Genomic DNA, 20263 nt, shown 5'->3' with positions numbered 1-20263 from the left:
TCCGCCGTGGCTTACCCGGATCACTTCGTGGACATCTGGAGCTTGGCGGCGGGGATGCGCTGCTTTCCCATCTCGATGATCCGGCCGGCAGCTTTGAACGCGAGGTTGAGGGCGACGGTCTCGGGAACCTGCTGAGCGGGGCCGAGGTGTTCGGTGACGTAGTCACCCATCTGGACATCCGGGTCCAGACGCTTGAGGACCATGTAGGCGATGGACTCCGCCTCGACCTCGTTGCGGGCATGGACCTTCACGGCCTCCTCGTCTGAGAGAGGCCGCAGGTACCGGTCGGGCCAAGTTCCTCCGGGGCCTGCGCCGAGATGTCCGCAGAACAGGTGGCCGAGCTCGTGCGCAAGCGTGGCGTACCGGTCCAGCAGCGGCAGGTTCCGGTTGACCTCGATCTCGAACAACGTCGGGTACGTCTCCGGTCGGTCCCCAGGCCTGCTGCCGGGACGCTCGACGTAACTACCGGACCAGCTGTGGTACGTGCGCCCGCATGAGGAGGTCCCGTGGTTGACCAGGCTGAGCCGGATTCCCAGGGGCGCGAGGTTCGTCTCGGTGTGGTGCCAGACCTCAGTGACTTCCTTCTCATCGGCTCGAGACGCCACCGATACCGGGGCGGTGATCGCTTTGGGCAGAGGCCGGGCCCCAGGCAGAGCCTCGGTGTCCCCGACGTCGTACACGAGCATGTAGGGCCCGCGGGGCTGGAAGATCAGCATTGGTTGGGCAGCGGGCTTGAGCACCCGGCGGTACGTCGATTCCCACTCCGAGGAGGACAGAACGTAGCGTGCCCCCGGCTTTTGGATGTGAACCACCATCGCGTTGAACGGTGCGTACCGCTTGAACCGGCCGACGAACTCGAGCATCTCCAGGTAGTCCGAGGACGAGCGATAGCGTTGGGCGCCGCGAACGAGGTCGTCGATCGAAGCCTTGGCCAGGGCTGCCTGGGAGAGTTCAACCTCTTCGTCCCAGGGCAGATCGGGCCCGTGCTGCACGCTCACCGGCTCCTCGTACTCGAGAGGGATCTCGCGCAGCCGCTTCCAATCTGTGAGTTGTTTCCCGGCCCAGCCGGGCTCGACCATGTGCGCGAACGACAGCAGCCCGGTCACGTGGGCGTCCAGCTCGGCCAGGTCCTTGAAGCCCTGGTGACGGCGATGCTGCTCGATGCCGAACGACGCGGCCCCTCGCACATGCTTGGTGATGCGGCGCTTGTACTCGCGCGTCAGACGAGGAGCGGGACCGTCGACGAGGATGCCCAGCACGCTGCGGCGCGCACCAGGACGGGCCACATAGGTCTTCTTCGCGTTGAGCCTCATACCCAGCGGCTCCAAGGCCCTCTTCACGCCGGCTATGAGACGGTCGACGTCGTCGTGACGGACGAGTCGGCGGCTCGAAAAGTACATGTCATCGCTATAGCGGGTATAGCGCAGCCCCAAGGACTCGGCCTGGTAGGTGACGACCTCGTCGACGTCGCGCATGACGATGTTCGACAGGTACCCGCTTGTAGGAGCACCCTGGGGCAAGAACCCCTCGCGGGTGTGCCGGTAGACCGGGCCGGGCCAGCGAACGGAGGACTTCTGTCCGGCGGCCTCCAGGCTCATGCTGCGACGCCCGGTGCCGCGATTCGTCCAGGTTTGGGTCGCTCTAGGAGGCGATACGGTGACCAGTCGGGCCGTGATGTACGTAGCCAGGGTACGGACGGTATAGCGCAGGGCGATCTTCCGCCGGTCGTCGTCCTGCACTAGGCCGATCCGGTACTCGCGCTCCGTCGGGCCTGTCCAAGCATCTTTGAGAGCGGCGTAGACGTGCCGTTCCCTGATACTTCCGAAGAAGTCGGCGATGTCCAAGCGGATCACGGTGTGGGCTCGCAGATGGACGGCGGCGCAGTCCACGACCGAGCGACCGCGCCGGTAGGCGAACGCTGCCGGGTGCGGCTGGAACCTGGCTGGAAAAGTCTCCAACCGGGCCAGAACTTCTTGCTGGATCCGGGACAATTGTGGAACCGGGGCGTGCAAGGTCCGCAACCCGCCGCGGTGCTTGCGGATTTGGTGCTCGGTGTACGGGTAGATCGAGCCGCTGACCACCGCTTTGAGGAACTGATCCGCGGTGAGGTCCGTGAAGTCGTCTGCCGCCGTCACCCAACCGCCCCGTCCCTGAGTGTGAGATGCAGTCGGCGAGCCTCACCTTGAGCGCCGTCAGGCAAGCCGCCGGCGGTCCGCTGTATCCCTCCGCCACCCTGTGCAAGCACAGGGACCGGTCTTCGGCACCCGGTGTGATCAGCACCGAGATGCTCCCGACCTGGGGCCCATCGCAAGGGATGGGTTCCTGAGACCCGCCGACTGCGTTGAGCCGGATCGTAGCTTCCCTGCGAATCGAACTCATAGCGAGGTCGCTTGATGGCACACCGAACCACGGTGTCCCTCCCGCCCCTGGCAGAACGATGACGGCTGTACGGCGATGCTCTGGGACTCACATGACCACAAACCGGGCATCATGAACCTTCGCCGAGGCACTGGTGCATAAGGAGATGGAACACTGGTCCCCGTGAGCACCACCGGATCCAAACGCCCCGCACAGGTCAGCGCGGCCCGCCGCCGTACCGTTATCGACGCCCTTCGCCGCGGGGCCGTGCCCGAGAGCGGGCTCGACCTGCTCGCCACCGGTCTCGACCGGTTCGAGGCGGCCCTCGAGGCGGAACTGGATGCCGTCGCGTCCGGCGGATCCGTGTTCAAGGCGGTGCGCGGTGAGTACGGGTCCGGCAAGACGTTCTTCACCCGGTGGCTGGGGGAGCGGGCCAAGCGGCGAAACTTCGCCGTGGCCGAGATTCAGATCTCGGAGAACGAGACCCCGCTGCACAAGCTGGAGACCGTCTACCGGCGGCTCACCGAACGGCTCACCACGTCCAGCTTCCCGCCCAGCGCGCTGCGGCCGGTCGTGGACGCCTGGTTCTACGCCCTGGAGGAGGACGCTCTCGCGGCCGGCGCGACCGAGGACGAGCTGCCCGGCGAGGTGGAGAAGCTGCTCGTGGCGCGGCTCGCCGAGGTCTCCCGGCACGCTCCCTCCTTCGCCACCGCCCTGCGCGGCTACCGGGCCGCTCTCGCCGACGGCGACGAGGCGACAGCCGCGGCCGTGCTGGCGTGGCTCGGCGGCCAGCCGCACGTCGCGGCCTCCGCCCGCAGGTCCGCCGGGGTGCGAGGCGACCTCGACCACTTCGGGGCACTCGGCTTTCTGCAGGGTCTGCTCACCGTGCTGCGCGACTCCGGGCACACCGGGCTCTTCGTCGTCCTCGACGAGGTGGAGACGCTCCAACGGGTCCGCTCCGACGCCCGCGACAAGGCGCTCAACGCGCTGCGGCAGCTCATCGACGAGGTGTACTCCGGCCGCTTCCCCGGCCTGTACCTGGTGATTACCGGTACACCGGCCTTCTACGACGGCCAGCAGGGCGTCCAGCGCCTCGCCCCGCTCGCCCAGCGGCTCGCCACCGACTTCACCACCGACCCGCGCTTCGACAACCCCCGCGCCGTCCAGATCCGGCTGCCCGGCTTCACCCAGGAGTCCCTCGTGGGTCTGGGCTTCATCATCCGGGACCTGTACGCGGACGCCGCCACGGCACCCGAGCGCGTGCGGACGGTCGTCGAGGACGCCTACGTCGCGGACCTCGCGCGGGCCGTCGGCGGAGCGCTGGGCGGGAAGGTCGGGGTGGCGCCCCGGCTGTTTCTGAAGAAGCTCGTCGGGGACGTCCTCGACCGCGTGGACCAGTTCGACGACTTCGATCCTCGCCGACACTACAAGCTGACCGTCGCGAGCAGCGAGCTCACAGACGTGGAGCGGAACCTGGCCGCCACGGTCACCGGCGGTTCCGCGTCCGCCGACGACATCGACCTGGAGCTGTAATGGCGGAGGCCGACAGTCCGAAGCGGGCAGGGCCGACGGGCGGAGGGGCCGACGTGCTCGATCGGCTCGACCCTGTCGTCCTGCACCACATCGTCAACACCTTGGGCTGGCCCGACCTTCGCCCCCTCCAGCGGGCGGCGATCACTCCGCTCATTGACGGCGAGGACGCCGTTCTGCTGGCGCCGACGGCCGGCGGCAAGACGGAGGCGGCCTGCTTCCCGTTGCTGTCGGCGATGGTCGAACAGCGCTGGACCGGCACCTCGGTGCTGTACCTGTGCCCCCTCAAGGCGCTCCTCAACAACCTGGTCGGCCGCGTCGACACCTACGCCCAGTGGGTGGGACGGCGCGCGGCGCTGTGGCACGGCGACACCAAGGAGTCGCAGCGGCAGCGCATCCGTACCGAGGCGCCCGACATCCTCCTCACCACCCCCGAGTCGCTCGAAGCGATGCTGATCGGCGTCAAAACCGACCACGCTCGGCTGCTGGGCGGCGTACGGGCGGTGGTCGTCGACGAGGTGCACGCCTTCGCGGGTGACGACCGCGGCTGGCACCTGCTGGCCGTGCTGGAACGACTCGAACGGGTAACCGGGCGGCCCATTCAGCGGATCGGGTTGTCGGCGACCGTCGGCAACCCGAAGCAATTGCTGCACTGGCTGCAGGGCGCCGAGACACAGAACCGGACCGGGCAGGTCGTGGCCCCAGGAGTCCGGCTGCCCGCGTCAGACCGGGCGGGTGACGACGGGGAGGCCACCGAGGAACGGCTTCCACGCCCGGCGGGCGAGGTCGAACTCGACTACGTGGGCTCCCTCGACAACGCCGCCAAGCTCATCGCGGCCCTGCACCGGGGGGAGAAACGGCTCGTCTTCTGCGACTCGCGGGCTCAGGTCGAACAACTGGGTGCCGCGCTCCGGGCCCGCGAGGTGACCGTCTTCCTGTCCCACGCCTCCCTCTCCGTCGACGAACGAGCCCGGTCCGAGCAGGCCTTCGCCGAGGCCCGCGACTGCGTCATCGTCTCCACCTCCACCCTGGAACTCGGCATCGACGTCGGTGACCTGGACCGTGTCATCCAGGTCGACTCACCGGCCTCCGTCGCATCGTTCCTGCAGCGCATCGGCCGCACTGGCCGGCGCTCCGGCACCGTACGCAACTGCCTGTTCCTCACCACCCGCAAGGACACGCTGCTGCAGGCGGCCGGGCTGTTGCTGCTGTGGTCGCGCGGCTGGGTCGAACCGGTCCTCCCGCCGCCCGAGCCACGCCACCTCGTCGCTCAGCAGCTCCTCGCCATCACGCTGCAACAGCACAAGCTCGGTGACCAGTTGTGGGACCGCCAGTGGAACGGACTCGCCCCCTTCGACCGGTCCGCCGCCCCCATCCTGCGCCACCTCACCGATGAGGGCTACCTCGACAACGACGGCGGCCTGCTGTTCGTCGGACCCGAGGCAGAACGCCGCTTCGGTAAGCGGCACTTCATCGAACTCACGGCGTCCTTCACAGCGCCGCCTCAGTTCACCGTCCTGTCCGGGCGCACCGAGATCGGCCGGACCGACCCGAGCTTGCTCACCCAGGAACGCCCCGGGCCCCGACGGCTCCTGCTCGGCGGACGCAGCTGGCAAGTCACGTACATCGACTGGCTGCGCAAACGAGTCTTCGTCGAACCAGCCGACGGCGGCGGCATCGCCAAGTGGATGAACGGCGGCATCGCCGGACTCTCTTACGCCATCACGCGGGCCATGCGCGAGGTGCTGCTCGGTCAGGACCCGCCCGTCTCCCTCACCCGGCGCGCCGAGGCGTGCCTGGCCGAACAGCGCGAGAGCGACGCACCCGACACTGTGCACCCGGGCGGCACACTGATCACACGTGTCGGCAGCGACGTGCGCTGGTGGACCTGGGCCGGCTACCGCGCCAACGCCACCCTCGGGGCTACCCTCCAGTCGGTCACCGACCCCTTGCAGCGCCCTACCGACTGCTGGTTGCGCCTGCGCGAGGACCTCACCCCGGCCGACTGGCGCACGGCCCGCGAGAACGTTGGCGACAACCTCGTCCTCCCCGACGTGGATCGCAGAGCGGTCCGCGGCCTCAAGTTCTCGGCCGCCCTCCCGGAACGTCTCGCCGTCGCCACGGTCGCGGCGCGGCTGGCCGACTTCGAGGGCGCCCGCGCAGTGTTGTCGGAGCACGTACGTCTGATTGCTCTCAACGATTCCGCATGAGACCTCGGGTGCCGTTCGCAATTTGGAACGGAAGGGCCGAACCGCTGCAGCGGGCTCGGCCTTGCCCGCTCACCTGTTCGGTGCCTCCACGCGTGCGGTGACGCCAAGGTCACGGCGCATCTCGTCACGCAGGTCGGTGAGCCGGCCCCAGAGGACGTCCATCCGCCGGCTCAGTTCCTGGAGACCTTCATCCCGTTCCGTCCGCTCCGCGTCCAGACGCTTGACCAGGCCGTAGATCTGCCGCAGTGAGCCGTTAGCGGCTCCCAGAACGGGCAGCACGGCATCGGACACGATCATGTGAGACTCCGCGTGTTGGACGACGTAGGCACTCCAGCGTTCCTCCAGTTCCGCTCGTTGCGGCTCGTCAAGAGTGCCGACCTGGCGAAGACCGTGCATGCATCCCGCCAGAGCGTCCCGAGCGGCTCGCGCCGTAGCGTTCAAACGCGTGTACGCGGCACGCCGTTCGTCGAGCAACCGGCTATCCCACTCACGGATCCGGTCCTCCTCGCGATGCCTCTCTATTCGCTCGTGCTCACGAACCCATCCACGTTCCGTGCCGCGCTGCGCAAGGAAAACCGAAGCCAGGGATACCCCGCCCCCGATCACCGCAGCCGCGAGCGTCACCAAAGCTCCCCCCATCACTCGTCCCCCTAACCCACCGACTTCACAGCATTCTTGCCGACATCCCCCGCCACCCCTGCGGACTTCACTGTCATGGGCGGGTAGCAGTCGTCCCAGAAGCCCATGGAGCGTTGAGGCGTCACCCGATGGCTTCCTCAACCGGCACGAGTCCCGACGAACCCTGACTACGAGCCCGAACGCAATCAGCTCCTCGACGTCCGCTTCGAACGCGGCCCGGTTGTCCGGTCCCAGGCGCAGCACCCGAAGAACCGGACTGTCTCTCTGGCCAGTTCTTCGCGGCGCATGCCTGGTGATCCCGACAGAATGCCCAGCAGAGCAACATGACGCTCCACCGGAAGCGGAACCTGGGTGACCTTCTTGCGATAAGTCCGGGCTCGGCGTACGGGCCACCGTCACGCCCCGTTCGGGCACGTCCCAGACAGTTCCGGACGGAACCGCTGGTGGATGACCTGCTTGACTTCAGCGGTGGTGGTTGCCTGTTCTACCATCGACAGGATCCGTGACCCGGCCCATGGGGAGTGAGCAGGGACTGCACGGAATGAGGGGGGAACTCTTCGATGACGACAGAGCTGCCTGCCGTGGACCATGTGGAGGATCTGCGGCGCGCGGAAATGGAACGCAGGGAGCAACGGCGTCAGGCTCGGGAGGACGGCGCCGTCGCACCTCTGCGCGCCCGGCGCCGGGTCCTCGCGAGTGGTGTTGCGTCCGAGGCAGCCGACGTTCATGCCATGGATGAGCCCGCGCCTCCCGAGTCGCTTGTGCTGCCTCCGCGCCTAACCCATGTTCTTGGACGGGTGGTAGACGAACTGGGCGAGTCCCGGGCGTTTGTCGACCAATTGGTGTTGCGGGCGGCTTCGACGGATGACCCGCTACGGGCCGTGGCAGCCGAAGCGATCGAGTTGTTGAGCCGGATGGCTGCCCTGCCCGCCCTGGGATACCTGCTCGACCTGGCGGCTGGAGGTCTGCCCGTCCTTGCGGAGGGCGAGCGGGTACGTGCCGAGGCGCTTCGCTCCGGTCGCGTGCCCGCTCCGGAGATCGCTCCGGACATCGTCGATTCCTGGCAGTTGCACCTGGAGGCCGTCGAGGCACGGGGCCGCGCAGTGCTCTCGGCCGCATCCTGGCAGCGGCTCGTCGAACGCCTCCCGCTGCCCGTCGTCGACGATCTGATCGACCAAGGCTGCCTCCGCGCGAACGACGCGCCGCACACCTGGCCGGAGCAGACCGAACATGTCCGGTACGTGCGAGCCCGCCTCGATCCCGGACGTCTCGACGACGCCGACATCGAGGCACTCGACTGGCAGGACGAGGAGTGCCGGCGCATCCTGGCGGCTGGCGGCACGATCGAACCTGTCGACGGGCGCCACGACGAGTGGAGCTTGCGCTCGGCACTGTTGAGCGGTCAGGTCCCCGTACTGGACGCCGTCCGGTCGTCCGAGTACGAGGAACTGCCCCGCGACCTTGCCGATCTGGTGGCGTCCCTCCGGCGCATCCGGGAGGGCGGAGGTGTGGACACCCGCCTTGGCCACGATCGCTCGCTGTTCGGGCTGTTGGAGGACTGCCTTCCCGACGGGCGACTCGTCTCCGGCAGGACGCCCTTTCACTTTTGGGCTGGCACCCGTCGCCTGTACCGTCTCCTGGACGACGTGCACTGGGTCATGGCCTGCGAGCCGCAGGACACGGACCGCGTGGTGCGGGCAACCTTGCAGCAGGCCGCGGTCCTGCGGAATCCGGAATCCCGGGGAGCCGCTGGTTCCGCGGACCGGGAGGCGCGGGCTGTGCAGGCTTACCTGACCTACCTCTACGCGCGTCCGGGCGAACGCGATCGCCTCGACCAGGGAGTCGGCCTCCTCGAAGACGTCCTGAAGCGTGGGGGCAGGCGACGCGGGGGAGTAGGCGGGGAGCAGCGGCGCCGGATGAACACGCTCAGCGAACTGCTCCAGGCCCTGCGCTTCAAGAGCAAGCCGCAAGACGTCCTCAACCCCTACTTCGCCCTCTGTGTCGAACATGGCTCCAGCGAATGGGGGCAGGGCTGGCGTGATCTGCGTCGGCAAGTACCCCCGGAGCAACTCGAGTACATCAACGGTGCCAAGGACCGCATCCGACGCATCGAGACGACGCGACGCCTCGGTGGCGAGAGTGAGGCGCTCTGTGAACTGCCCCTGGATGAGCAGTTCTTGTGGGTCCCCGATGTCCGAGGCGAACTGCTGAGCCCCGGCCCACAGCCGCTGGAGCGCCGCACCCCGCCCAGCAGCGAGCAGGAGAAGTCGTGGACCGCCGACCAGGCGGCACGGGAGATCATCGGCCGCTGTGCCGCGAGACTGAGGAACGAGCACTGATGCCCGCGAACAAGAAGCCACGTCCACCCGCCGCCGAGCCCCGGCGCATTCAGGAGTTCGAGGGGGTGCGCACCAAGCCTGTGAGGGGTGGTGCGCGGCGCGCCCGGCCGTACGACGGGGAGAAGCGGGCCGCCCGCAACGAGGCCACCCCTTCGGAGCCGAAGCCGGCGAATCACGGCCGAGGCAGGGCCGACGACGAACGCGCCCAAGACCGGTCGGTCGCGACCAGGGACGCCGCGCGGCTGGTGGATCCCCGTTCGGACCCCGAGGCGATGTTTCGTGTCCTCAGTGACAAGATCGCCGCGAAGGTGGACCGGGCGGCGATGAAGGCGGGCGCCAGCGCCGCTCAGGAGGTCGGCCGCAGGCTCACGGCCGAGCTCGACGCCGCGATCGCCGGAGCACAGTCGACTGCTGGAAAGATGGGCACCCTGGTGCAGCAGGCGGTGCAGGCCGCGGTGGACGAGGCACTGCGCACGGCGGTACTCAACGCCACCCGGGTGCACGAGGAGCACCTGGCACAACTGGCGTTGATCGACCGCACGGCCCAGACGTCGGGACACATCAGCGCCGTCAGGCTCCGTGTGGAGGAGGAGATGCGCCGTTCCGGCCTGACCCGCGTCACCGAGCCGGACCCCGACTGCTTCAACCTGGCCAATCCGACGGAGCACGTGGGCAGTACCCGCTACGAGGTTGTGGCCCCCGCCTACACGGACAGCGGCTCTGGTCGCGTGATTCAGCGGGGTGAGATGCGACGCATGCCCGCTGACACTGCCACCGACTCCGAGGGGAGAGAGCAGAAATGACCTTCGGCATCGACTTCGGGACGAGCAATTCTGTTGTCGCGCGGTGGACCGGCAGCGGCACAGAGGTCATCCGGGTGGACTCCGCGGCCTTGCCCGCGGAATGGAACCGGCCCGGCTTCGACGAACTGTTCCCGTCGGTGGTCTCCCTGCGGGACATCCAGCGCACGCTGTGCTTCGGCTGGTCCGCCAAGTGCGAGACAGCCGAACCTCAGGACGCGGTGAAACGCATGCTGGCCTCCCGGCCACGGGCCATGGACGACGGCGACCTGGCCCCCGCGGGCACGGTTCCCGAGGAGCACGAGGTGTGGCTCGGCGATGAACCGTTCCGCAGCACCGCAGTGGCGGCTGCTCTCTTCGACCAGATGAGGGCGGGAGTGCGCCGCAACCTGCGGGAGATGGAGGAAGCGGTCGTCACGGTACCGGCGAACGCCACCGGAGCCGCGCGCTACCGAACGCGGGCCGCGGCCCGGCTAGCAGGTATCAAGGTCAAGGCGCTCATCAACGAACCGACTGCCGCTGCCATCAGTTACGCCCACGACTTCCCCGGCGAAGGCAGGTTCCTGGTCTTCGACTGGGGTGGCGGCACGATCGACGTCACCGTGCTCGAGCATTACGACGGCATCTTCGACGAGATGGCGTCGCGCGGCATCACCGCCCTCGGCGGCCTGGAGTTCGACGAGGAGCTCGTGAGGCTGGTCCTGTCCAAGCTGGACAGCCATCCGGGCAGACTGACCCGGCAGGAAGCCCGCCGCTGGAGACGGCACGTCGAACTGACGAAGATCCTGCTGTCCCAGCCAGGGACGGACCAAGTGCTCTTCGAGCCGCTGGGCGGATTCGAACCGGTGGTGCTTCGTCGGGACGAGTTCGAGGACGCCGTGCAGCCTCTGGTGCGCCGCGCGCTGATCCCACTGGAGGAGTGCCTGCAGGACGTGGGCCTTACCGCACACGACCTCGACGCCGTGCTGATGATCGGCGGCACGTCGCAGATCCCGCTTGTGCGGCGCGAAGTCGAGCGAGCCCTGGGGAGAGACGTGGTCGATCCCCGGCTGTGCAAGCCGATGACGGCGGTGGCCAGAGGAGCGGCCATCACGGCGGCCGAGATCGACGGTCTCATCCCGGAGACGACGGTCTCGGTCGCCACGAGCCACGACCTCGGTCTGTCCTTCGAAGCGGGCGGGCGGCGCGGCTTCGCCACGCTGATCCCCAGGTATTCGACCCTGCCTGCACGAGGCACCCGCAGCGCCATGCCCTCTCTCCGCGGAGCCTCGAAGGTGATCCTGGAGATCGTCGAGGGTGACGGGCAACGCGCCGCGGATGACGAACGCACGTTTCCGCTGGCCAGACTTGAACTGCCGGTTCCCCAGCCGAATGCCGAGCCGTCGAGCAATGTGTTCGACGTCGATTACCACTATGACCGCAGCGGCATCCTCAAAATCCATGCCAAATCCCGTCACGCGGGCACGGTCATCCTCGATGAGGAACTGGACTGCTTCGGGCCGGACGGCACCCCCATCGCACAGGGGCTGGACAGGGAATTGGAGCGGCTGTTGCGGCGCGTCAAGGAGCCGGCGGTGCCACCGACTGCCGCGATTTCCGCACCTCACGCGGAGACGCCGCCGCTCCGTGCGGAGAGCGAACGGGAAGAGAGCCGAGGCAGTGACATCCCGGTTCTGGTCGTCGACGGCCGCGGCATCATGACCGCCGGGCGCACTCCCGCCTCGCCACGTCCGCCGAGCATGCGGTTGCTCGGTTCGGCCCTGGCGGAGATCAGGCGCCGCTTCCGAGACCGGCATGTGGTGACCGTCATCGGCACCGACCTGGTCGACGCCGTCGAGTATGACGAGCAATCCGTGCTGGACAAGGCGATCGAGGAGGGACTGGTCGTGACCGTTCCGACCTCCTCGCCCCAGGCCGTTCTCACCGTGGCGCAACAGCTCGACGCCTTGGTCGTTTCCATGGACGATCTGACGCGGCTGCGCACCCCGCATCCATGGGTGACGGAGAAGGGGCGATTCGTGAAACTCGCTCAGGTCGGACGCAACTGGGTCTTCGTGTAGGCGTCGGTGATCGGGGTTCGTGCGGCGTCACGCGATCGGGTGAAGTCTCCCGGCCGGGGCACACGCGGCGCGGGCGACTCGTTCGGCGGTGTGACGGGATGTTCCCGCTCATGGAATCGAAGGAGGCGCGCATGGGACTGTCCTTCCGCCACAACCCCGATGGCACGACCACTGGTCGGAACGAGGAGACGGGCTTCACCGTGACGCTCGCCGACGAGGAAGAAGTCAAGCGGCGGCTGTATGAGGACGCGGGGTGGGAGTACGGTCCGGGCCCTCCCACCTGCGCCGGGCGTAGCGGCGTCACGCCGCCCGCGCCGTCTCCACCAGGATCTCCTCCGTCGGGGGCTCCAGCACCTCGTCCATTCCGTCGTCCTCGCGGGTCGCCGTCTCCACCACCCGCAGCCGTGACGACCGCCGCCGCAGCCACAGCACGTCCCGTCCGAAGGACCACACCAGCAGGGTCAGGGACAGCAGTGCCACGGCGAAGTTCGCCGCCTTCGGCAGGAGGTCCGCGCCGGCCAGGAGCAGGAGGATGCCCTGGAGGGCGGCCACGGTCTTGCGGGCGGTGCTCGGGGGGAGGGGGGTGTTCAGCCAGGGCAGGAGACGGGCGGCGGCGACGAAGGCGTAGCGCATGGCGCCGATCAGCAGCACCCACGGGCCGAGGCTCATGGAGACGTAGACGCTGAGGACCAGGATCAGGAAGGCGTCGACCTCCATGTCGAAGCGGGCGCCCAGTGCGCTCGTGGTGCCGGTGCGGCGGGCCACCTTGCCGTCCACGCCGTCGAGTATCAGGGCCACCGCGGTCAGGCCGACCAGCAGCGACACCGGCGGTGAGCTCTCGAAGGAGTCCGCGACCAGCGCCGTCACACCGCCGACGAGAGTGGCCCGGCCCAGGGTGACCCGGTTGGCCGCGCCGAAGGAGCGCAGCCGCGACCGGTGCAGCGCCCGTGAGAGCACCGCCCAGGTGGCGATCGCGAAGACCAGACCGGTCAGCCAGCCGGCCGGGCCCATCCCGATCGCCGTGCCGAGCAGGGCCAGCAACAGGATCTGCACGCCCGCTCCCACAGCGGTCTCCTGCTGGACCAGCCTCGCGTCGTAAGTGTTGTTCAGGGCCACCGCACACCCTCCGGCCGAGTGACAGAGTCGATCAACGCCGCGTACCTTGTGCGCGGCCTGTGCACACTCCGTACGTGAACAACTTCCCGATCGTTCAGGAGGACGACGATGAACCGTTCCGCCCGTGCCTTCTGGCTCCGCTCGCCCGGCCACGGCGAGATACGTGACCTGCGGCTTCCCGATCCCGCCGATGGCGAGGTGGTGGTGCGCACCCTGTTCTCCGGGGTGAGCCGCGGCACGGAGACGCTGGTCTTCCGGGGCGGGGTGCCGGCCAGTCAGCACGGCGTGATGCGGGCGCCCTTCCAGGAGGGCGACTTCCCGGGACCGGTGAAGTACGGCTACCTCAACGTGGGCGTGGTCGAGGAGGGCCCGGCGGAGCTGGCCGGCCGTACCGTCTTCTGCCTCTATCCGCACCAGAGCCGCTACGTCGTCCCCGCGAGCGCCGTGACGCCGGTGCCCGACACCGTGCCCGCCGAGCGGGCCGTCCTCGCCGGCACCGTCGAGACCGCGGTGAACGCCCTGTGGGACGCTGCGCCCCTGGTCGGTGACCGTATCGCCGTGGTCGGCGGCGGCATGGTCGGCTGCTCGGTGGCCGCCCTGCTGGCCCGGTTCCCCGGCGCGCGGGTCCAGCTGGTGGACGCCGACCCCGGCCGCGCGAAGATCGCCGAAGCCCTCGGCGTCGGCTTCGCCGCGCCCGAGGACGCCCTCGGCGACTGCGACCTCGTCGTGCACGCCAGCGCCACCGAACAGGGCCTGGCCCGCTCCCTGGAACTGCTCACCGCCGAGGGCACCGTCCTCGAACTGAGCTGGTACGGCGACCGGCGCGTCGCGCTCCCGCTCGGCGAGGCCTTCCACTCCCGCCGGCTGACCATCCGCAGCAGCCAGGTCGGCACCGTCTCCCCGGCCCGCCGCTCCAGCCGCGGCTACGCCGGCCGGCTCGCCCTCGCCCTCGACCTGCTCGCCGATCCGGCCCTGGACGCGCTCGTCACGGGGGAGAGCGCCTTCGAGGAACTGCCGGAGGTCATGCCGAGGCTCGCCTCGGGGGACATTCCCGCGCTGTGCCACCGCATCGCGTACGGCGGCTGACGTCCCGTCACACGCCCACGGTCCGGCGGACACCGTTCGACGGACACAGTGCGACACGGTTGACGGAAACGGTGCGACGGACACCGTTCGACGGACATGTGCTGAAAAACGTGGTCGGATGGGGAGGGCCGACTCGGAGTGGCAGGAGCGCCGTGGAAAACCGACCCGACCCATGCGGAACAAGAGCGTCTGACCTGAGAAAAAGGGTGAGACACGGCTGAACAAGGGGAAGCGGAGAGCCGTACTACACGGCATCCCCCCGGCAGGGATCAACAGGGATCAGCCGGGGGACCAGACGCGCCGCACCTGGAGGGTCGTCCGTTGTTCAGCATCACCGTCCGCGATCACATCATGATCGCCCACAGCTTCCGCGGCGAGGTGTTCGGGCCCGCGCAGCGGCTGCACGGAGCCACGTTCCTCGTGGACGCCACGTTCCGGCGCGAACAGCTGGACGACGACAACATCGTCGTCGACATCGGACTGGCCACCCAGGAACTGGGCGCGGTCGTGAGCGAACTGAACTACCGCAACCTCGACAACGAGCCCGACTTCGCCGGCGTCAACACCTCCACGGAGTTCCTGGCCAAGGTCATCGCCGACCGGCTCGCCGAGCGGATCCACAAGGGCGCCCTGGGCGAGGGCGCCAAGGGACTCGCGGGCCTCACCGTCACGCTCCACGAGTCGCACGTCGCCTGGGCGAGTTACGAGCGTGCCCTGTGACCGACGCGACCATCGACCGGGCGCCCGCCGGAGGCGCGTCGCCCCTCGCCTTCGTGCCCGCCCAGCGCGCGGGCCTCGACCACGTCGGGATCATCCCCATGTCCCTGCGCACCGTGCACTTCATCCTGCCGGGCGGCGTCGACGATCCGGCCACACCGAGCGGCGGCAACGCCTACGACCGCCGGGTCAGCCTGGACCTGCCCGGCTTCGGCTGGCAGGTGCTGGGGCACCCGGTGGACGGCGGCTGGCCCCGGCCGAACGCCACCGCCCGTGCGGAACTCGCGCGTGTCCTGCGGGAGTTGCCGGACGGCTCGGTCGTGCTGCTCGACGGAATCGTGGCCTGCGGGGTTCCCGAGGTCGTCGTCCCGGAGGCCGAGCGGCTGCGCCTGGCCGTCCTGGTGCACCTCCCGCTCGGCGACGAGACCGGGCTCGAACCGGCCGTCGCCGCCGAACTGGACGCCCGTGAACGCACCGTCCTGCGGGCGGTCCCGGCGGTGGTCGCCACCAGCGACTGGGCGGTCCGCCGTCTCGTCTCCCACCACGGACTCGCCCCCGAGCGGGTGCATGTCGCCGCCCCCGGCGCCGACATCGCGCCCCTCGCCCCCGGGACCGACGGCGTCTCGCAGTTGCTGTGCGTCGCCGCCGTGACGCCGCGCAAGGGCCAGCACCGGCTCGTGGAGGCGCTCGCCACGGTGACCGACCTCCCGTGGAACTGCGTGTGCGTCGGCGGACTGACCCACGACCCCGAGTACGTCACCCATCTGCGCGGCCTGATCGGGAAGTACGGCCTGCAGGACCGTTTCCACCTGGCCGGGCCGAAGGCGGGCGCCGCACTCGACGCCGCGTACGCCTCCGCCGACCTGATGGTCCTCGCCTCCTACGCGGAGACCTACGGCATGGCGGTCACCGAGGCCCTCGCACGCGGCGTTCCGGTGCTGGCCACCGACGTCGGCGGGGTCGGCGAGGCGGTCGGCCGCGCACCCGACGGCGGGGTGCCCGGCATCCTCGTCCCGCCGGAGGACCCCGCGGCCCTCGCCGCCGAACTGCGGGGCTGGTTCGGCGAGGCCGATGTGCGGCGCCGTCTGAAGGCCGCCGCACGCGGCCGTCGCGCCGCGCTCGGCGGCTGGGCGGCGACCGCCCGCGCCCTGGCCGGCGTGCTGGGCCGGCTGCCCGACGAGCCCCGGAGGGCGGCATGAAGGAGACCATGAGGAACACGACGACCACGCCGGCCGGCACCGCCGGCCCGCGGGGCGGGGGCGCACCGGCCCAGCCCGGTCTCTTCGGCGACACGTCCTCCGTGCATGCCCTGGATGCCGTGGATGCCGTGGATGTCGTGGGTGGCGTGGGCGCCGCGCATGGCGTGGACGTCGTGAGCAGTGGTAGGGGTGTGGACCTGGCGGCGGCCGGCCTCGGCAGCGACGAGACCGCGCCGGGGCCGGTGTCGGGGTCCGATGCGATGTCCGGGTCGGATGCGATGCCCGGGCCGGATTCGATGTCCGAGCCGGATTCGGTGCCGGGAGAGGACGCCGTGATCCCCGGTGCCGGTCCCGCGCCGCGTCCCGGTGAGCGGGCCACCGTCCGCCTTCGCGCGGCCGGGCCGGACGAGCCGGAGGAGCCGGCCCGGTACGCGCCCGAGTGGCTGCAACTGCGGGAGGTGGCGGACGCGGCCGCGCGTGCCACGGAACTGCTGGACCCGCTGCGGAGCCGGCTGGCCGATCCGCCCGGGCGGGACGGCGGGATCGTCGTGCACGACCTCGGCTGCGGCACCGGCTCGATGGGCCGCTGGCTCGCGCCCCGGATCGACGGCGCCCAGCACTGGATCCTCCACGACCGTGACCCCTACCTGCTGCACTTCGCCGCCGTCGCCTCTCCGCACGCGGCCGCCGACGGCAGCCGGGTCACCGTGGAGACGCGGCGCGGCGACGTGGCCCGGCTGACCCCGGACGCCCTCGTCGGCGCGTCGCTGGTGACGGCGTCCGCCCTGCTGGACGTCCTCACCGAGGACGAGATCGACACCCTCGCCGCCGCCTGCGCCGGGGCCGGCTGCCCGGCCCTGCTGACGCTGTCGGTGGTCGGACGTGTCGACCTCACCCCCGCCGACCCGCTGGACGCCGAGATCGCCGAGGCGTTCAACGCCCATCAGCGCCGCACCGGCCTGCTCGGCCCGGACGCGCTCGCCGTGGCGTGCGAGTCCTTCACCCGGCACGGCGCGGCCGTACGGGTGCACCCGAGCCCCTGGCGGCTCGGCGCCGACCAGCGCGAGTTGACCGCGCAGTGGCTGCGCGGCTGGGTCGGCGCGGCCGTCGAACAGCGTCCCGAGCTGAAGCCGCGCGCCGACCGCTACCTCGCCGAGCGCCTCGAGGCCTGCGCGGCGGGGGAGTTGACGGTCGTCGTCCACCACAGCGACCTGCTGGCGCTGTCGCAGCCGGCGGGCGGTGCCTGATGAGCGTGGAGACGGTGGACGTTCGGGCGGTGCGTTCCGGTGCGGGTGCCGGCGCCGGTCGGTCCGGAGGCGCAGACGTACGACCGGAGGCGCGCCCCGAACCGGGACCGCGCGGCGCGGTACGCGCCCGCCTCCTCACCTCACCCGCGCTGCGCACCCACCTCGGTACCGTCGCCGGCGCCGCCATCCTCGTCGTCCTGCTGTGGCGCCTGGGCACCGGCGTCTTCCTGGACGGGCTGCGCCGGATCGACACGCCCACGCTGGCGGCCGCTCTCGCGATCGGGGTCGTCACCACCGTATGCAGCGCCTGGCGCTGGCAACTGGTGGCCCGGGGCCTGCGCATCCGCCTGCCGCTCGGGCCGGCCGTCGCCGACTACTACCGCGCGCTCTTCCTGAACGCGGCCCTCCCCGGCGGCGTCCTGGGAGACGTGCACCGGGCGGTGCGGCACGGCCGGAACGCCGGCGACCTCGGCCGCGGTGTGCGGACCGTGGTCTGGGAGCGGGTGGCCGGGCAGATCGCTCTCGCCGTCACCGGCGTCACGGTGCTGCTGACCCTTCCCTCGCCGGTCCGGTCCCAGGCCCGGCACCTGGCGGCGCCCGCGGCGCTCGCGGTCGTGGGAGCGCTCGCCGTGCTCCTCGCCCTGCGCCTGAACCGGGCGCCCTCCGCGCGGGGACGGGCCCTGCGCCGGACCCTGGACGAGGCGCGCGAGGCGCTGCTGTCCCGCCGCAACGGGCCCGGGGTCGCGCTCTCTTCCGCCGTCGTCCTGGCCGGGCACCTCGCGATGTTCGTCGTGGCCGCCCGGGTCGCCGGCTCCGCCGCCTCCGTCGCCGTCCTGCTGCCGCTGGCGATCCTCGCGCTGCTCGCCATGGGACTGCCCCTGAACGTCGGCGGCTTCGGACCGCGCGAGGGCGTCACCGCCTGGGCGTTCGGCGCCGCCGGACTCGGCGCCAGCACCGGACTGGCCGTCGCCGTGGTCTACGGGGTGCTGAGCTTCGTGGCCAGTCTGCCGGGCGCGCTCGTCCTTCTCGCCCGCTGGTACACCGGCCTGCGCTCCGGGTCGCACGACGGCGGGGTGGAATCCTTGTACGCCGGGCCGGACTTCGCGGTAGCGGAACCCCTGAACGCCGGGCTGAGCCTCGCCGTTGCGGAACCCCCGCACGCCGGGCCGGGGTTCGCCGTCGCGGAACCCCTGAACGCCGGACGCGGCCCGGCCGTAGCGGAAGCCCTGCGCGCCGGGACCCGTGTCGCCGGGACCCGTGTCGCCGGGACCCGTGCCGCCGGGACGGAGCCGGGCCCCGGCGGCACGGCCGAGGGCGGCTATCCGCGCCGGACCTCGCGCTCGCCTTCGCCGTCCTCCTCGCGCCCGCTTCCCGTACCCGCCGCGGAAATCGGTGAGTCCACGGGCGCATCCGCGGACGTGAGCAGCGAGAAATACGGTCCGAAGGAGGCGCCGAGGCTCGCCAGCAGTTCCTTCCCCTTTTCCGCGGATCCCAGGGAAGGACGGCCGATGACGCCCGACGCGGTATAGGCGGACATTCCGACGGTGAGCAGATGACGCCGGTCGTCCGCGGTGAAATCGGCCGACTCGTAACCGGCCCGGACCATTTCGGGGTGAGCGTGCAGAAGAATGGAGGTCTCGATTTCTCCCGCGTGCATGTCGGTGAGCAGCGAGGTGCGTACCCCGGCCCGTTCCAGGGCCGTCTCCCAGTCCTCGGCGGCCGGGAAGAGCGCCATCCGTTCGCCCCGGGCGTTGGACTCCTGCACCACATTGCCCAGTACGTAGTTTCCGCCGTGCCCGTTGACCAGCACCAGCACGTCGACGCCCGACCGGCGGAGCGACGCCGCGACGTCCCGTACCACCGCATGAAGGGTCACGGAGGAAATGCTGACGGTCCCCGGCCAGGCCGCGTGCTCGTGCGAGCAGGAGATCGTCACGGGTGGAAGGAGGTGCACCGGGTACGCGTCGGCGATCTCCCGCGCGATGGCGCAGGCGACCAGCGTGTCGGTGGCCAACGGAAGGAACGGGCCGTGCTGTTCGAAGCTCCCCACCGGGAGGACCGCGATCTGCCGTGAGAGGTCCGCCCCCCGCGTCCGTACGTCTTGCGTGGTGTCCGCCGGCAACAGACCATATGCCGTCGGCCGCGTTCCCGAACCACTCATTGTTTTCCGGCCTTTCGTCTCTGCTTAGGATCCAGATCATGACAGAAAACCTCGGCGTACTCGGCAAGAAGACCCCACGGCGCTCGGGCGTGGAACGCGTCGTGAATGCCCCGCTGCCCACCGTGTACGGCAAATTCGAGGCGGTCGGCTACATGGACCACGACCGCGGTGACGAGCAAGTGGCCCTGGTCTACGGCGACGTCGGCACCGAGGGCGTACTCACCCGGCTGCACTCGGAATGCCTGACCGGCGACGCCTTCGGCTCCCAGCACTGCGAGTGCGGCGACCAGCTCGACTCCGCGCTGCGCGCCGTCGTCGCCGAAGGCAGCGGCATCGTCGTCTACTTGAGAGGGCACGAGGGCCGGGGGATCGGCCTGCTCGCCAAGCTGCGGGCGATGGCCCTCCAGGCGGAGGGCCTGGACACCGTGGAGGCCAACCTCGCCCTCGGCCTGCCGGTGGACGCCCGCGACTACCGGGTCGCCGCGGAGATGCTGCGCGACCTGGGGGTGCGTTCGGTGCGCCTGATGTCCAACAACCCGCGCAAACGCGAGGCGTTGGAGCAGCACGGCGTCCAAGTGGCCGAGCAGGTGCCCCTGCTGATCCCGCCGTGCGAGAACAACATCACCTATCTGCGCACCAAGCGCGAGCGGCTGGACCACCACCTGCCGCACCTGGACGCGGTGGCCCACCTGTCCTGACCGGGAACCCGACCGGAAACCCGAGCGAAGGCCGGGAGCGAAGGTCGAGAGGGGGCCCGGACCGTGGCCGGGGCCGAAGCCGAGCCCCGGCCGGACCGGCACG

14 protein-coding genes and 1 pseudogene are annotated in these 20263 nt (G+C 70.2%); 11 read left to right on the top strand and 4 right to left on the bottom strand.

Annotated features, from left to right (window positions below):
- Window positions 1-20: 20 nt before the first annotated feature.
- The gene (locus ACIPM1_RS19570) at window positions 21-2135 is read right to left on the bottom strand and encodes a reverse transcriptase domain-containing protein (RefSeq protein ID WP_402436194.1); all 2115 of its coding nucleotides are present in this window, start codon (window positions 2133-2135) and stop codon (window positions 21-23) included.
- Window positions 2136-2541: 406 nt separating this feature from the next.
- Between ACIPM1_RS19570 and brxD the strand changes: the two genes are divergently transcribed.
- Together brxD and ACIPM1_RS19560 are read left to right on the top strand one after the other, a co-directional pair.
- Entirely contained in the window at window positions 2542-3891 is a 1350-nt protein-coding gene (brxD, locus tag ACIPM1_RS19565) for a BREX system ATP-binding protein BrxD (RefSeq protein ID WP_402436191.1), read from the top strand.
- Window positions 3891-6098: a DEAD/DEAH box helicase gene (locus ACIPM1_RS19560; RefSeq protein WP_402436188.1), complete on the top strand. Its 2208-nt coding sequence runs from the start codon at window positions 3891-3893 to the stop codon at window positions 6096-6098. The genes brxD and ACIPM1_RS19560 overlap by 1 nt, the downstream gene beginning before the upstream one ends.
- Window positions 6099-6167: 69 nt before the next feature.
- On the opposite strand, the gene ACIPM1_RS19555 is transcribed toward ACIPM1_RS19560, so the two are convergent.
- Entirely contained in the window at window positions 6168-6722 is a 555-nt protein-coding gene (locus tag ACIPM1_RS19555; RefSeq protein WP_402436185.1) for a hypothetical protein, read from the bottom strand.
- A gap of 575 nt (window positions 6723-7297) precedes the next feature.
- On the opposite strand from ACIPM1_RS19555, the gene ACIPM1_RS19550 reads away from it, so the two are divergent.
- The 3 genes from ACIPM1_RS19550 to ACIPM1_RS19540 are packed head-to-tail and all read left to right on the top strand — an operon-like array spanning window position 7298 to window position 11936.
- Entirely contained in the window at window positions 7298-9076 is a 1779-nt protein-coding gene (locus ACIPM1_RS19550; RefSeq protein ID WP_402436182.1) for a hypothetical protein, read from the top strand.
- Window positions 9076-9879: a hypothetical protein gene (locus tag ACIPM1_RS19545; RefSeq protein ID WP_402436180.1), complete on the top strand. Its 804-nt coding sequence runs from the start codon at window positions 9076-9078 to the stop codon at window positions 9877-9879. The genes ACIPM1_RS19550 and ACIPM1_RS19545 overlap by 1 nt, the downstream gene beginning before the upstream one ends.
- On the top strand, window positions 9876-11936 hold the full coding sequence (locus tag ACIPM1_RS19540) for an Hsp70 family protein (protein WP_402436177.1): 2061 nt from the start codon (window positions 9876-9878) through the stop codon (window positions 11934-11936). The genes ACIPM1_RS19545 and ACIPM1_RS19540 overlap by 4 nt, the downstream gene beginning before the upstream one ends.
- Window positions 11937-12236: 300 nt before the next feature.
- Here the strand turns inward: ACIPM1_RS19540 and ACIPM1_RS19535 are convergent, their stop codons facing one another.
- Complete coding sequence (locus tag ACIPM1_RS19535) at window positions 12237-13052, bottom strand: CDP-alcohol phosphatidyltransferase family protein (protein WP_402436174.1); 816 nt, start codon at window positions 13050-13052, stop codon at window positions 12237-12239.
- A 108-nt stretch (window positions 13053-13160) separates the two neighbouring features.
- Here ACIPM1_RS19535 and ACIPM1_RS19530 point away from each other — a divergent pair, with 108 nt between their 5' ends.
- The 5 genes and pseudogenes from ACIPM1_RS19530 to ACIPM1_RS19510 form a co-directional block, all read left to right on the top strand.
- Window positions 13161-14138, top strand: a complete 978-nt coding sequence (locus ACIPM1_RS19530; RefSeq protein WP_402436171.1) for a zinc-binding alcohol dehydrogenase — start codon at window positions 13161-13163, stop codon at window positions 14136-14138.
- Window positions 14139-14459: 321 nt separating this feature from the next.
- Entirely contained in the window at window positions 14460-14858 is a 399-nt protein-coding gene (locus ACIPM1_RS19525) for a 6-carboxytetrahydropterin synthase (protein WP_356192650.1), read from the top strand.
- Entirely contained in the window at window positions 14855-16054 is a 1200-nt protein-coding gene (locus ACIPM1_RS19520; RefSeq protein ID WP_402436168.1) for a glycosyltransferase family 4 protein, read from the top strand. Before ACIPM1_RS19525 ends, ACIPM1_RS19520 begins: the two co-directional genes overlap by 4 nt.
- Before the next feature lie 278 nt (window positions 16055-16332).
- On the top strand, window positions 16333-17301 hold the full coding sequence (locus tag ACIPM1_RS19515; protein ID WP_402436660.1) for an SAM-dependent methyltransferase: 969 nt from the start codon (window positions 16333-16335) through the stop codon (window positions 17299-17301).
- A pseudogene (locus ACIPM1_RS19510) lies at window positions 17301-18254 on the top strand (lysylphosphatidylglycerol synthase transmembrane domain-containing protein); the annotation flags it as partial. The gene ACIPM1_RS19515 and the pseudogene ACIPM1_RS19510, both read left to right, overlap by 1 nt.
- Before the next feature lie 365 nt (window positions 18255-18619).
- Here the strand turns inward: ACIPM1_RS19510 and ACIPM1_RS19505 are convergent.
- Window positions 18620-19462, bottom strand: coding sequence for a creatininase family protein (locus ACIPM1_RS19505; RefSeq protein ID WP_402436164.1), 843 nt, complete (start codon window positions 19460-19462; stop codon window positions 18620-18622).
- Between the two features lie 38 nt (window positions 19463-19500).
- Between ACIPM1_RS19505 and ribA the strand changes: the two genes are divergently transcribed.
- Window positions 19501-20160 carry a GTP cyclohydrolase II gene (ribA, locus tag ACIPM1_RS19500; RefSeq protein ID WP_402436161.1) on the top strand — a complete coding sequence of 220 codons (660 nt, stop codon included), beginning with the start codon at window positions 19501-19503 and terminating at the stop codon, window positions 20158-20160.
- The last annotated feature ends 103 nt before the right edge of the window (window positions 20161-20263 follow it).

Source organism: Streptomyces sp. NPDC086766 (genome assembly GCF_044746005.1).
Taxonomy (GTDB): Bacteria; Actinomycetota; Actinomycetes; order Streptomycetales; family Streptomycetaceae; genus Streptomyces.
The sequence above is the reverse complement of the archived record's forward strand: the minus strand, read 5'-3'. Positions and strand labels throughout refer to the sequence as shown.